This window comes from Agarivorans sp. OAG1, from assembly GCF_037076485.1.
Classification (GTDB): domain Bacteria; phylum Pseudomonadota; class Gammaproteobacteria; order Enterobacterales; family Celerinatantimonadaceae; genus Agarivorans; species Agarivorans albus.
Genome location: NZ_AP028990.1, coordinates 408,832 through 422,500 on the forward strand (window position 1 = coordinate 408,832; position 13,669 = coordinate 422,500).

The 13,669-nt window shown below is 44.7% G+C and carries 11 protein-coding genes and 1 riboswitch; of the genes, 7 read left to right on the forward strand and 4 right to left on the reverse strand.

The window, feature by feature from the left end:
• The first annotated feature begins 14 nt into the window (after positions 1–14).
• Together metB and metL are read left to right on the forward strand one after the other, a co-directional pair.
• On the forward strand, positions 15–1,172 hold the full coding sequence (metB, locus tag OAG1_RS01940; protein WP_338623497.1) for a cystathionine gamma-synthase: 1,158 nt from the start codon (positions 15–17) through the stop codon (positions 1,170–1,172).
• A 28-nt stretch (positions 1,173–1,200) separates the two neighbouring features.
• Positions 1,201–3,612 carry a bifunctional aspartate kinase/homoserine dehydrogenase II gene (gene metL / locus OAG1_RS01945; protein ID WP_338623500.1) on the forward strand — a complete coding sequence of 804 codons (2,412 nt, stop codon included), beginning with the start codon at positions 1,201–1,203 and terminating at the stop codon, positions 3,610–3,612.
• Between the two features lie 159 nt (positions 3,613–3,771).
• On the opposite strand, the gene OAG1_RS01950 is transcribed toward metL, so the two are convergent.
• On the reverse strand, positions 3,772–5,841 hold the full coding sequence (locus OAG1_RS01950; protein ID WP_338623502.1) for an alpha-amylase family glycosyl hydrolase: 2,070 nt from the start codon (positions 5,839–5,841) through the stop codon (positions 3,772–3,774).
• 284 nt (positions 5,842–6,125) lie between these two features.
• On the opposite strand from OAG1_RS01950, the gene fabR reads away from it, so the two are divergent.
• Entirely contained in the window at positions 6,126–6,746 is a 621-nt protein-coding gene (gene fabR, locus OAG1_RS01955; RefSeq protein WP_016399696.1) for an HTH-type transcriptional repressor FabR, read from the forward strand.
• 9 nt (positions 6,747–6,755) lie between these two features.
• Positions 6,756–7,094, forward strand: coding sequence for a DUF1422 family protein (locus OAG1_RS01960; RefSeq protein WP_016399695.1), 339 nt, complete (start codon positions 6,756–6,758; stop codon positions 7,092–7,094).
• A 16-nt stretch (positions 7,095–7,110) separates the two neighbouring features.
• On the opposite strand, the gene OAG1_RS01965 is transcribed toward OAG1_RS01960, so the two are convergent.
• Positions 7,111–7,569, reverse strand: coding sequence for a YHS domain-containing (seleno)protein (locus OAG1_RS01965; protein ID WP_338623507.1), 459 nt, complete (start codon positions 7,567–7,569; stop codon positions 7,111–7,113).
• A 118-nt stretch (positions 7,570–7,687) separates the two neighbouring features.
• Positions 7,688–8,791, reverse strand: a complete 1,104-nt coding sequence (gene trmA / locus OAG1_RS01970) for a tRNA (uridine(54)-C5)-methyltransferase TrmA (protein ID WP_338623510.1) — start codon at positions 8,789–8,791, stop codon at positions 7,688–7,690.
• A 146-nt stretch (positions 8,792–8,937) separates the two neighbouring features.
• Between trmA and OAG1_RS01975 the strand changes: the two genes are divergently transcribed.
• The 3 genes from OAG1_RS01975 to murI all read left to right on the forward strand — a co-directional run bounded on the left by OAG1_RS01975 (position 8,938) and on the right by murI (position 13,150).
• On the forward strand, positions 8,938–10,113 hold the full coding sequence (locus tag OAG1_RS01975) for a DUF5610 domain-containing protein (RefSeq protein ID WP_338623513.1): 1,176 nt from the start codon (positions 8,938–8,940) through the stop codon (positions 10,111–10,113).
• A gap of 56 nt (positions 10,114–10,169) precedes the next feature.
• A riboswitch (cobalamin riboswitch) is annotated at positions 10,170–10,396 on the forward strand.
• A 36-nt stretch (positions 10,397–10,432) separates the two neighbouring features.
• Complete coding sequence (locus OAG1_RS01980; protein ID WP_338623516.1) at positions 10,433–12,283, forward strand: TonB-dependent receptor; 1,851 nt, start codon at positions 10,433–10,435, stop codon at positions 12,281–12,283.
• Positions 12,284–12,364: 81 nt separating this feature from the next.
• A complete protein-coding gene (gene murI, locus OAG1_RS01985) occupies positions 12,365–13,150 on the forward strand; it encodes a glutamate racemase (protein ID WP_338623519.1) in 786 nt (261 codons plus the stop codon).
• Here murI and OAG1_RS01990 read toward each other — a convergent pair.
• The gene (locus OAG1_RS01990; RefSeq protein ID WP_338623521.1) at positions 13,147–13,608 is read right to left on the reverse strand and encodes an RNA-binding protein; all 462 of its coding nucleotides are present in this window, start codon (positions 13,606–13,608) and stop codon (positions 13,147–13,149) included. The genes murI and OAG1_RS01990 overlap by 4 nt on opposite strands.
• Between the last annotated feature and the right edge of the window lie 61 nt (positions 13,609–13,669).

The window sequence follows — 13,669 nt, forward strand, 5'->3', positions numbered from 1 at the left end:
GGAGTAAATCAGCAATGTCTTTAAAAGATCTACAAGCAGCTACTATAGCAGTGCGCAGCGGTATTGAAAGTGATACCCAACACGGTGCGGTAGTGCCGCCTATTTATTTGTCGAGTAACTACAGCTTTGCTGATTTTAACCAAAAACGCCAGTTTGATTACAGCCGTTCAGGTAACCCTACTCGCCACATTTTAGCCGAGGCCATTGCCGATTTAGAACATGGCGCTGGTGCGGTAATTACTAACACCGGTATGTCGGCGGTTAACCTTGTTACCGCCTTGCTTGAGCCAGGTGATTTATTGGTTGCGCCGCATGATTGTTACGGTGGTAGCTACCGTTTATTCGACAGCCTAGCTAAGAAGAATGCCTTTGAAGTAGCTTTTGTTGATCAAAACGATGATGCAGCTTTAACTCAGTTATTGGCTAAAAAGCCAAAATTAGTGTGGTTAGAGACCCCAAGTAACCCTTTGCTTCGAATAGTAGACATTAAAGCGATTGCCGAGCAGGCACATGCTGCAGGCGCATTGGTGGTAGTAGACAACACCTTTTTGTCGCCTGCTTTGCAAACGCCAATTTTGTTAGGTGCCGACATTGTGGTGCATTCGGCCACTAAATACATTAATGGTCACTCCGACGTTGTAGCAGGTATGGTGGTTGCGGCCAACGAAGAACTGGCCGAGCAATTGGCGTGGTGGGCTAACTGTTTAGGTTTAACGGGGTCGGCTTTTGATTCTTACCTTACCTTACGTGGTTTGCGTACCCTTAAAGCACGTATGAATGTACACCAACAAAACGCCCAAGCCTTGGTGGAATGTTTAAAGCAGCAAGAAGCGGTGGGCGCGATTTACTATCCTGGTTTACCAGAGCATCCTGGGCATGTTTTAGCGCAAAGCCAGCAAAAAGGCTTTGGTGCTATGTTCAGTTTTGAATTGAATTTAGAAGAAAGCCAAATGGTTAAGTTTTTAAAAAGCTTACAGTTGTTTTCTTTGGCGGAATCTTTAGGTGGCGTAGAGAGTCTAATTGCTCATCCGGCTACCATGACGCACGCTGCGATGTCGGCAGAAGCGCTAGCAGAGGCTGGCATTTCTAATCAGTTATTGCGGGTATCGGTAGGCTTGGAAGATTCGCAAGATTTAGTTAATGATTTACAGCAGGCCTTTGCCCAACTGTAGTTTTACCAGCGTTGTAGAGAGGTAAGTCATGTCGGTAAATAGACATGTGCATAAATTTGGTGGCAGCAGCTTAGCTGATGCAGGGTGCTTTAAGCGGGTGGCGGCCATTGTGGCCGAGCATACCCAAGCACAGGATTTAATTGTGGTATCGGCAGCGGGTAAAACCACTAACCGTTTAATCAATATTATTGAGTTGGCTAAACAAGCCGATAATGCCGCAGCAGATGCGCTCACCGGTTTAATTGAATTTCAAAGCAAGTTGGTGAATGAGCTGCTTGATGAAGCCGCTGCCAAACCGATCCTAACAGCGCTTGATGGCGAGCATCACCAAATTGCTAGTATTCTTGAAGGTGAGCTTACAGCCTTTACCTGCAATGAAGTATTGTCTTTTGGCGAGCGTTGGTCTGCACGTTTATTGGCTGCTTTGTTAAGTGCTCAAGATTGCCAAGCCGAGTGGTTAGATTCTCGCCAGTTTTTTAAAGCGGAGTTATCTACTCAACCGCAAGTAGATGTTGCGCAAAGCGCACCGTTATTAGCTAAATGTTTAGCTGAAAAAGCCGCTTGCCGAATAGTGGTAACGGGTTTTATTTGTAGTGATAGTGAACAACGTACCGTGACTTTAGGTCGCAACGGCAGTGATTACTCGGCTACCGAGTTAGCCGCCTTGGCTGATGCTGTGTCTACTACGATTTGGAGTGATGTGGCCGGTATTTACAGTGCAGACCCACGTTTAGTGAAAGATGCGGTATTGCTCGAAAATCTTGCGTTGAATGAAGCGGCAGAATTATCGCGCATTGGTACCTCGGTATTGCATGCGCGCACCTTAGAGCCACTGGCGCGCTCTCGCCAAAAAGTGAACTTGCGTTGCAGCTACGCTCCCAACGACGGGCAAACCTTAATTCACCGTAAAGGCGCAAACAGTCACAGCGCTAAAATTGTTACCTCGGTAGACAATGTGGTACTGCTGGAGCTTACATTTACTGAAGATTTTTCTAATAACGCTACTGCGTTGTTAGAAGCTTTGGCCTGTAGCCATTTAGCACCTGCGACTCGCCATAAACATAGTGAAACCGGTTCTTTACGTATGGCTTACACCTGTGAGCTTGTAGATGAAGCCTTAGCAAAAATAGACCAACTGGCGAGCCAATTTCATATCCAAAAAATTGAGCGTAGCGAAGGTTACAGTTTGGTGGCCCTAGTGGGCGCGGGCGTGTGTGATAACCCACAGCAGTGTTACCAGTTTTTTCAGCATCTGGCTGAGCAGCCACTAGAGTTTATTCACTCTAGTGCCGATAAGTTGAGCTTGTGTGCGGTGGTGAGAAAAATCACCTTAGAGCCGCTATTAAAAGACTTGCATAGCCACTTATTCAAGCAAAAAACCAAGTTGGGTTTGGTGGTATTTGGTAAAGGCAACATCGGTAGCCAGTGGCTTGAGTTGTTTAGCCAGCAACAGGCTAAGCTGGAGCAGCAACATCAAATTGAGTTGTGTTTGGCGGGGGTGTTTTCTAGTAAAGCTGGCCATTTAGATTTTACTGGCTTAGCGCTTGAGCAGCTAAACAGCAGTGAGGCAGATACTGCACTTATTTGGCCAGAGATATTTGATAAGTTAAAACGTCATCCATATGACGAGCTTGCTGTGTTAGACATTACCGCCAGTGAGGCATTAAGTGCTTATTATGGTGAGTTTGCTCGACATGGTTTCCACCTTATTACCGCTAACAAGCATGCTGGTGCAAGTGAGCAAGCTAATTATTCAGCCTTGCAGCAGGCCTTTAGTGACCATGGTGCGCAATGGTTAAGTAACGCCACGGTAGGGGCGGGCTTGCCAGTGCAAAAAAGTATTCAAAGTTTGCGCGACTCTGGCGATGAGATTCATACCATCTCAGGAATATTTTCTGGCACTTTGAGTTGGTTGTTCCAGCAGTACGACGGAACAGTAGCCTTTTCTGAATTGCTCGCCGATGCCTTAAATCAAGGTTTAACAGAGCCAGATCCTCGCGAGGATCTTTCTGGTAAAGATGTGCAGCGCAAGTTGCTTATTTTAGCTAGAGAGGCGGGTTTACAGTTGGAGCTAGCCGATATTGCGCTTAGCTCGTTAGTGCCAGAGCATTTAGCTGCCTTAACTGTAGAGCAGTTTTTAGACTCGATGAGCGAGTTAGACCAAAGCATGCTAGAAGCCTTTAATGACGCTAAGCGCCAGGGCAAAGTGATTCGTTTTCTAGCCAAAGTGAATCAAAAGGGAGAGGCTGAAGTTGGCTTATCAGCAATTGATGCACTTCATCCTTTTGCTAACCTTAAACCTTGTGACAATGTGTTTGCCATTGAGAGCTTATGGTACAAGCAAAACCCTTTGGTGATTCAAGGGCCAGGCGCGGGCAGAGAAGTGACTGCAGGGGCTATTCAAGCTGATTTAGTTAGCCTTTGCAAAAGCCTTAAATAAGCTGATGTTGGATAAAAAAAGGCCTCTTAAACTAAGAGGCCAAATAGGATATTAAGGGTGTTTACAAACGCTTGAAGGTTGCTACCTTCACTCTAGTTTTAAGGGTTGCTAGAAAACCTTCCGCACAAGAAAAGATGGCGTGAAGCCACCTCTCAATTTTTACTCACACTTGCTAATCATCATTGTTCCGCCGGTTAAGGCATCATTGATTTCAAAGCTATATACGTATTCACCTGCTTCAGGGATAACTACACTTGATTCTGTACCTTCACCGGCTGCAATAGACATTGCTTGTTCCGTTGCAATTACAGCCACTCCGGTAGATGAAGCAAATTCTGAGCTCCAATCTGATGCAGCAAACTTAAAGCCAAACGAAGTGGTCGCTGTTTCGTTTACCACCACTTGGTAAATATTGTCGCCTTTGTAAGTGAACTTATGGCTATCTGGCGTGGCCATGAACCCGTCGCCACCACTATAGTTACCACGGATCCACATTTCTTTATCCAGTGGACCGTTTCCTGCAACATCAGGGGCATTACAATCTGCCAAGGGGCCAGTTCCTACCAAACTTCCACCGTTCCCTTGTTGTGGGCCATCGGCGGTAGCAGACATCACTTCAAGGAATAGTGATTCGAAGCCATCAATATCGATGGTATAACCACCAGAAGCAATATCGATGGTCTCGTTATTTAGCATGTTGCGTAATTGACCGTCACTACCAACATCATCACCGGTTACCGTAATGGTGTAACTGTTGCCGCTAGTATTGTTCAGGAACAAAATGGTGTTGTCTTCGAACTGTTTGTGGTCAAAGAAAACATTAGCCGCATCATCATGATTAATGGCAACTCGCTCACCTTTATAAAGCGCAGGGTTTGCTGCTCGTAAGGTCATCAAAGAGCTAATGTAATCACGTAAATCAGCCTGATTGGCGTTGGCATTAAATACACTGCCACCTTGCTCACTGGCTAGGCCTTCAACTTGACCGCTGTTGCGAGCCACGTGGTCATCACACAAACCTAAATCTGCACAGGTTGTATTGCTAACTTGGTCGGCAAAATCTGGTACTTCATCGCCAATTTCTTCACCGTAGTAAAGGGTAATTGGTCCAGAATAAGCACTTAGGAATGCATAAGCTGCTTTGTGACGATCCCAGTATTCTTGATCACTTGGCTCAGCGATATCGCCGCGTTGCAATAAATCACCAAAACGCAATAAATCATGATTACCAATAAAACCATTTGGCACTGCGTGAGAAGGATTAGCAATCTGAGCGTTAAATGCCGCGTTTAAGTTAGTTGCATCACGACCACCATTGCCGCTTTCTTCTACAGCGTAAGTTTGAGTGATGCTATATCGCATTGGGAAATCAAAGGCCGAACACAAACCTGGTGCTGTTTCTGGTCCGTAGCCGTCATCACGAATTTGACTGCCGCCGCCATCCCAAATTTCTGCCACCATGTACGCTAATGGATTAACAGTTTCACCATTCATGGTGTAGGTGGTTGCTTTAGATGCATCTTCAACCGCTTTACGAATTTCGCCCCATGCACCAACAGGCACTTGGTACGCTTGGTCTAAACGCCAGCCATCGATACCCAGTTCTGTTACCCAGTAGCTAGCAACTTCTTTATAAAACTCAAGGGTATCGTTATCGGTACCTGGGTAGCTAACAGGGTTATCAGAGCCTGAAGGCGTTAAGCCATTTGGAGAAGGTGTTACATTGCCTTTATGGTGACCAAATACGCCATCAAAGATTACGTACATGCCACGCGCATGTGCTTCATTTACTAATGTGCGCGCTTGCTCTATGGTGCCAAAGTTAGGATCGATGGCGAAGTAGTTACGGGTAAAGTAACCGGTAGCATCTAGCTTGCTATCGCCTTCTGAGTCAAAGATAGGCGTCATCCAAACGGCATTCATGCCTAAGCTCTGGATGTAGTCAAGCGAGTCGATAATACCTTGCAGATCGCCTTTATGGTGGCTAGTACCGTAACCGTCGTTGTAGTCGTGGTTTGAATCACCATCGATAAACGCTTCGGTCATTACTTGATAGATGCGAAGTTCTTTTGCTTTTTCATAAATTTCAGCATCACAAGCATAAGCTTGGTATTCATAATCAGGTGTTCCGCCATCGCCGCCGTTGCCGCCGCTATCACCGCCGCCACCGCCACAAGCACTTAAACCAAATACTACTGCCATTGAGATGGCGCTCTTGGACCAATTCATTATTCATCCTTGCTAAATACAACTTATATGAGCTCAGTTAATCACAGCGTCTGTAGACTAGATACTTGATAGCGTTTTCAGATTGATGGAAAATTGACCCAGCTCGCATCTTTCGTTTAATTGAGAATATTGTTTTTTTATGAAATGGTTTTCATTTTGATTATTCTGTTCAAGAAACGATTCATGGTTAAAAACTTGGTTTGTGAGGATTTGCATTGTTCGATTTGGGTTTTTTACTACTCACGGTATGATAGCCCTATAAATAGAAAGAAAGTGGCAGGTTTATGAGTGGCGTTAGGGCCCAGCAAAAAGAGAAAACACGTAGAGCAATTATTGATGCTGCGTTTAGTCAGCTAAGTGCTGAACGTGGTTTGTCGAGCTTAAGTTTGAGGGAAGTGGCTAGAGAAGCGGGTATTGCACCCACTTCTTTTTATCGTCACTTTTCCGATATGGAAGAACTGGGACTAACCTTAGTAGATGAAGGTGGATTAACCTTACGCCAGCTTATGCGCCAAGCGCGCCAGCGCATTATTGCCAGTGGTGGCAGTGTTATTGGCACCTCGGTAGAAACCTTTATGGAGTTTGTTTATAACAATCCTAATGTGTTTCGTTTGTTGTTGCGTGAGCGTTCTGGGACATCTCCGGCTTTTAGGGCTGCTGTGGCGCGGGAGATCGCCCATTTTATTGCCGAGCTTACCGACTATTTAGAGCTGCAATATCGCTGCCCACGAGAGGATGCGCAAATGCAAGCCGAGGCAATGGTGATCATTGTTTTTAATGCTGGAGCATCTGCTTTAGATTTAGCCGAGTTTGATCGCCAATTGTTGGCCGATAAAACCATTAAACAGTTACGCATTGTTGCCAAGGGAGCGGCACTCTATAATCGCTCGGAAGCCTTAAGTTAAGAGGTGAATATGAAGGTAAGAAAATCGCTGCTATTGCTAGCTTTTATTGCTGGCTTATGTGGTAACGCCAGCTTGGCCTTGTTTACGGTGCCTGAGTTAAAGTTTTCGGTGTTTCCAATCATTGCCTTTGTACTGGCTATTATGCAGCTGTACCACTTATATACTGAGAAAGACTTAAGTGAAGACTCACCTCTAATGAGTGTCGCCGCCTTTCTGCTGGGCGCGCTGGGTTATTCGGCCATGCTGCGTGCTCAGTTCCCCGACATCGGTAGCAACTTAGTATTGCTAATCATCTGTTTGTTTATTGGCTTATGGTTGATGTTTAAGTTAGGTGGCTTTAAACGCTAAGGTTTGAATTTTTAAGTTATTGTAAAGCCTGCTGCCATGCTAAATCGGCCTGTTTTTGGTAGGCTTTCCAATCTCCTTTTAACCAGCGTTGGCGACCTTTTTCTGCAAAAAATAGATGCAGTTGGTTATCAAAAAATTCCCACACTTGGCCATCGGTTGCTATTAAGCCCTCGCCTAAAGACAGTGCATTGGCACAAAATCCGTTGTATTTAGCTAGGTAGGTCTCGGGACTAACCGCAAATTTGTCGGCGCTTTGTTGACTGGCAAACTGCCAGTTTGCCTCTTTCCATCTCACTATATATTTTTTATTGCCCTGCTGAATGTTGCGATTGGCTTGTTCTTGAGCAAGTTGGTAACTGGTGATGTCAATTCCGCCTATAGCTTTGTCGCTCCAAAAGCCGGTGCTTACCGGCTCATTGGCAAAGCTGCTTAAACTGAGTATCAAGCAAGTGGTGGCAAATATAGTCTGTTTCATAATCTTCCCTAGATGCTGAGTAAGCCATAAAGGGAGACCGTGCTTAGCAGAGCACTATTTCAAATAGTAAAAAGCCGCGTCAATTAACGCGGCTTTAAGTTGCAGGTGAATACTTGTGCTAGCGACGCTGCAGGTACATGCCTACTTCGATGTGGTCGGTATAGGGAAACTGGTCAAACAGCGCCCAATGGCTAATTTTGTGGGTACGGCTTAACTCACTTAGATTGTCGTAAAGTGTATTAGGGTTACACGAGATATAAACAATGTTGTCGTAGCCTTGCACCATGCCTAAGGTTGCATCATCTAAACCCGCTCGTGGTGGGTCAACCAAAATGGTATCGCATTGATAAGTGCTTAAATCAACATCGGCTTCTTTTAGGCGGCGGAACTCGCGCTCACCTAACATCGCTTGAGTAAATTCTTCTGCCGACAAACGAATGATTTTTACGTTGTCGATGTTGTTATGTTTAATGTTGTATTGCGCTGCTTCAACCGAGGGTTTGGCGATTTCGGTGGCTAACACGCGATTGAAGTTTTTGGCTAAGGCTAATGAGAAGTTACCATTGCCACAATATAGTTCTAGCAAATCACCTTGGCTATCGCTGGTGGCGCTTTGCGCCCATTCCAACATGTGTTGATTTACTATTGCGTTAGGTTGAGTGAAGCTGTTTTCTATTTGCTGGTAAATAAGTTTTTCACCATTAACAGTAAGTACTTCGTCTACTCTATCTTGGTCTAAACACATTTTTTGTTTACGTGAGCGACCAATTAGCTGAATGGAAAATTGCTTGCTTAGCTCAGCTTTTAGTTTTTCGGCTTCTACACGCCATGCCTCGTCGATAGGCTTGTGGTAGAGCATGCTTACTATCACTTCGCCACTTAAAGTAGATAAAAAATCCACTTGAAACAGTTTGTGGCGTAGCAGCGGGTTTGGTTTTAGCTGCTCAACTAAAATTGGCATAAGCTGGTTAATGATTTCGCTAGCCGGAGGAAAGCTGTCTACTCTAAATTTTTGTTTGGTTTGCTGATCAAACATGATGTAGAAGAGATCGTCACCTTCGTGCCACACCCTAAACTCAGCGCGCATTCGGTAATGATTCGTCGGTGATGCAAATACACTCGGTTGAGCAGGCGAAAATTCGGCAAACTGCTCTAAGCGTTTTGCCACTTTGTCGGCCAATAGTTGTTGGTACTGTTCTGGGTAGTATGCAATAGCGCTCATGGCCGTTCCTCTGTTCTAGCAAGCAGCGCAATTTAAAGGTGCGTGGCTTGCTTGTCCAGTTTATCTACAATAATAGTGATAATATTTCTAAAGTTTTAATTTTGGTCGCCGATAAGCTGTGACTAGGGTAAATCCGTGGAGGCTTTATGAACGAACTGAATGGCGTGGGCAAAACCCCCGTACAACAGTATGCCGAGCGCTTGTTGCAGCAGTCGGCACCGGCGATTGAGAAACGCAATAACTTGGCAGATGACAAGGCAAGCTTAAACCAGCAAGGTGCGGTAGCTAGCCATGTGTTATTGAGTTCTGTTGAAAAACATACCTTATCTATGGCAACGGGTGGAGTAAGCCTCCCTAAACCCCAGCAAGTGAGCGTGTTTGATGCTGAAGAAGTCGCTCGAAACGTGCTTAATTTTGTTGCCAGTTCCCTGCACAGCGCTAAACAGTCGGGGATGTCGGAAGATAAGCTAGCCGAAATGATGGCCCAAGCCCGTAAAGGGGTAGATATGGGTTTTGAAGGTGCCCGTGAGGAACTTAGTGATGCGGGTATTCTTAATGAAGAGTTAGAAAAAGGCATCGATAAGAGTTATGACCTGATTCAAGAAGGTTTAGAAAAGATTGAAGAAGGTGATTACGAAATTCAATCTGCTCCTCTTTATAGCCAACTGGCAATGTCTAGTTCGCAATCCGCCACTATGGAGTTAGAAACAGCAGAAGGCGATAAGGTCACTATTAGTTATGGCTCGCAGTTAGCCGCCAGTTATAGTGAAGGGCGTTCTTCAATCCAAGCCTCTTTTGCCTCGCAGCAACAATTTAGCTTCTCGGTTGAGGGAGACCTTAATGATGATGAATTGGCGGCAATTGCAGATTTGATTAAACAAGTTGATGAGGTTGGCCAGCAGTTTTTCTCGGGCGATTTAGATAAAGCCTTTGATCAAGCGCTTAATATTGGTTTCGACGAACAGCAACTAGTTGGCTTTGCGGTTAACTTTCAGCAGCAACAAAGCGTAGCGGTTACGCAAGCCTATCAACAAGCTAATGATAAATCCTCTGGTGGTTCTGAGCTGGTGCCAGACTTAAGTGAGTTTTTGAGCTCTTGGCAAGATATTCAAGCCAAAGTGAGTGCTTTGTTTGCTCAACCTGAATCTGCCACCGAAACGCTATTGGCTGGAATACTGCCTATTTCTAGTCCTAGCGACGAAGAAAACAAACAAGCAGATGTAGAACGCTTTAAAGGTTTTGCCGACCGCATGGCTGAAGCTTTGGCGATGTTTAACAACACACCTGCTACTGCGAATAACGCAGCCGACAACATTAGTTAATTTCAAGTTGGGTAAAAGCGCGGCTTTTTGTGCTATCAATCACATTAAGCCTCGCTTATAATCTCGCCCGCTGTGGTGCTTGTGTATTTAATACTCAAGCTTAATAGGGAATCTGGTGAAAATCCGGAACTGACGCGCAGCGGTAATGAGGAACGAAAGCTCAAGGATTGGCCTTTTCCAAGGAACTCCAGACACTGTTTGTATCGCCAAACGGGAAGTCGCAGCCGTAGTACAAGTAATACGCCTCTAAGTCCGAATACCTGCCACATCGCACATGCTTATAACAGCAAAGTACTACGCGACGATTAGGATTACATCGATGAAGAAGTTCATATTACTGGCCGCAGTAGCGCCAGCTTTTGGCTATGCCCAAGAAACCCAGCAAGCGCCCCAAACAGAACAGCCAGCTACTATGGTTGTTACCGCCAACCGCATGGAACAAACTGAAGCCAGTGTTATTGCGCCACTTACTGTGGTTAGCCGTAGCGAAATTGAAAGCAGCGGCGCTCAAGACATTATTGATGTGCTAAGCCAGCAAGTGGGTATTAGCGTTACCCGTAATGGCGGTAAAGGGCATACCGAAAGTGTGTTTATTCGTGGTACCAGCTCAGCACAATCTTTGTTTCTTATCGATGGCGTGCGAATCAATACTGCTACAAATGGTGGCGCGCAGTTGTCGTTACTCCCCTTAGAATTTGTTGAGCGTATTGAGATTTTACGTGGTGCGAGAGCTTCGATTTACGGCGCCGATGCCGTAGGTGGGGTAATCAACATTATCACTCGTCCTAGTTTTGGCAGCGAGTATCACGGCTTGAAAGCTGCAGTTGGTACTCAAGAGACTGCTAAGCTTGCCGCTCGTGCAAGCGGACAATTAGATGATGCTACTCAATACAATGTGATATTTAGCAAAGATAAGAGCAATGGTTATGATATTCGTCCACAAGATAACTTAGACGAAGACTATGGCTACGATACCTTTGGAGGATTGTTAAGCTTGGATCATGAATTCAACCAAGCTTGGCGTGGGCGAGTATTCTTACTCCTAAATGATAGCGAGTCCGAATTTATTCAAGGTGGTAAAGCTTTAACCAAGCACAAGCAGACCGTTTACGGTGCTAGTGTTAATTATGCTCAAGACCGAATTAATAGTGAGTTCGCATTAAACTCCCAACAAGACCAATCGGATACAGCTCCAGCCGATAATTTTGTTGATCCCCAGCGCTATTCTACAGAACGAGTTGCTGCGAACTGGCTATTAGGCTACCAACTTAACCAGCAATGGTTATTGCAAGGCGGGCTTGATTATCAAAAAGATGATATTTCTGGTACAAGCTTGATTTATCAACAAGAAAGCCGAGATAACAAAGCTGCCCATATTGGTACGCGAGCAGACTACGACCAGCATACTCTCGAAGGTAGCTTACGTTATGATGATAACGAACATTACGGTGACCACACTACCTATAACCTAGGTTGGGCTTGGCAGTTCCAACCGTCAATGCGTTTTAATGCATTGCATGGCACCGCCTTCAGAGCTCCAACTTTTAACGATCTTTACTACCCAGGTAGTGAAAACCCTAGTTTAAAAGCAGAAACGTCAACTAATAGTGAGTTGGGCTTAGAGCTTAATTTACTGCAAAGCCAATGGCAGCTTAATGTATTTCGTAATGACGTGGATAATCTTATTGCTTGGGGTTGTGTAGCACGTTGTGATAACGACTACTCAGGAACGCCTGATACATGGCCATTATGGACACCAGACAATGTAAGTGATGCGCGCATTCAGGGTATCGAGTTCCAAGGTGAATTTTCTACAGCTTGGGTAAACCATAGGTTAATTGTAGAATTTTTAGATCCAAAGGATCGCAGTACCGATAAAAACTTGATTCGCCGCCCAGAGGAGCAAGTTAAGTATAAAGCTGATATGTATTGGCAGAGCCTGCAAGTTGTCGTCGATTTTCTATGGCGCGGAGATTCGTATGAAGATGCAGCAAATACTACAACCATTGATAGCCATTCCATTTGGGATTTAAGTGCTAACTATAAGTTTGCTAGCGGGTTACGTGTTGATGCGAAACTACGAAATGTATTTGATAAGCAGTATTCAACTGTAAACGACTACCAAGCACAAGGTCGTACCTTTGAGTTGGGCGCAAGTTACCAGTTTTAAGGTTTACGCTTTAACATAGCTCTCAGCCCTAGCTTTGGTTAAACTAGGGCTGAATTATTTTAAAGGCTTATTGGTAGAGTAATGCACGTTCTTGTTTTTGATTCTGGTGTGGGTGGTTTATCTGTTTTAGAGCAACTGCAGCAGCGAAACCCTACTATGCAATACAGCTACTTATTCGATAACCTTTATTTTCCCTATGGGGAGTTAGACGACCAACAACTGATTACCCGTGTGGTCGAACTGCTTACTAAGGCAGTAAATAAGTTTAACCCCGATCTGGTGGTTGTGGCGTGTAATTCTGCCAGTACCTTATCCCTTCCTTCTTTGCGCGAAACTCTCTCCATACCAATAGTTGGCGTTGTGCCGGCGATAAAATCTGCTGCGAACAAAAGCATCACTCGCCACTTTGGTGTATTGGCGACTCCTGGTACCGTAGAGCGCAGTTATACTGAACAACTTATCGTAGACTTTGCTAAAGATTGTCGCGTTGAGTTACTCGGTTCTACATTATTAGTGCAATTGGCAGAACAAAAACTAGCTGGCGAATCTATAGCGCTTGAAGATGTAAAGCAGGCGTTAGCGTCGTGGTTATCGTTTGATGATCTAGATTGCGTGGTATTAGGTTGCACCCATTTCCCCTTATTAAAGGATGAAATCCAGCAAGTATTGGGTGAGCGAGTATGTTTAGTTGATTCTGGCGCAGCGATAGCCAATCGTGTACACAGTTTGCTATCAACTAATGAAGCCTTGAATCCAAGCCAAAAAAAAGCGGAAGCTCATGCTTACTGCACTATGCATCCCGCTAATTCTTCGTTGTTAAAACAGCTACAAGCTTATCAACTAAGTAGCTTGCAACTATTTACTTAGGCTTCTTTACGCTCATTCGCTTCACGAACCTTTAAAGTACGTTGTTGAAACTCTTGTTCGTTTAGGGCTTCAACAGCTTTTGGTGCATCTTTAGCCGCCATTTCTACAAAACCAAAGCCGCGACGTTTACCGGTTTGCTTATCTTTCAATAAACGTACTGATACTACTTGGCCGTAATCTGAGAATAATTTGCGAATAGCTGACTCGTTTGCACGATAGGGTAGGTTACCAACGTATAGGGTTTGTGTTTCCACACCGTCGGATGATTCATTCGTTGATGAACTTGCTGGTTGTTCGTCGCTAGTAGCACCGTTAGAACTTAACAATACGATGGCGCCGCCAACAATTACTGCTATAGATAGATATAAAGGCTGTAGTGGAGCGACTGCGGCAGCCACAAAATAGGCAGCAACTGCTACCGCTATAAGTATGACAACAGATAAACTGGAATTTTTCATAATAAATTCAATGCTCAATGTATTCAGAATAATGGAAAGCAATTTTTTAACAAAATTGCGA

Coding starts and splice junctions, on each gene's coding strand:
- metB (WP_338623497.1), top strand. CDS start 15: ATGTCTTTAAAAGATCTACAAGCAGCTACTATAGCAGTGCGCAGCGGT.
- metL (WP_338623500.1), top strand. CDS start 1,201: ATGTCGGTAAATAGACATGTGCATAAATTTGGTGGCAGCAGCTTAGCT.
- OAG1_RS01950 (WP_338623502.1), bottom strand. CDS start 5,841: ATGAATTGGTCCAAGAGCGCCATCTCAATGGCAGTAGTATTTGGTTTA.
- fabR (WP_016399696.1), top strand. CDS start 6,126: ATGAGTGGCGTTAGGGCCCAGCAAAAAGAGAAAACACGTAGAGCAATT.
- OAG1_RS01960 (WP_016399695.1), top strand. CDS start 6,756: ATGAAGGTAAGAAAATCGCTGCTATTGCTAGCTTTTATTGCTGGCTTA.
- OAG1_RS01965 (WP_338623507.1), bottom strand. CDS start 7,569: ATGAAACAGACTATATTTGCCACCACTTGCTTGATACTCAGTTTAAGC.
- trmA (WP_338623510.1), bottom strand. CDS start 8,791: ATGAGCGCTATTGCATACTACCCAGAACAGTACCAACAACTATTGGCC.
- OAG1_RS01975 (WP_338623513.1), top strand. CDS start 8,938: ATGAACGAACTGAATGGCGTGGGCAAAACCCCCGTACAACAGTATGCC.
- OAG1_RS01980 (WP_338623516.1), top strand. CDS start 10,433: ATGAAGAAGTTCATATTACTGGCCGCAGTAGCGCCAGCTTTTGGCTAT.
- murI (WP_338623519.1), top strand. CDS start 12,365: ATGCACGTTCTTGTTTTTGATTCTGGTGTGGGTGGTTTATCTGTTTTA.
- OAG1_RS01990 (WP_338623521.1), bottom strand. CDS start 13,608: ATGAAAAATTCCAGTTTATCTGTTGTCATACTTATAGCGGTAGCAGTT.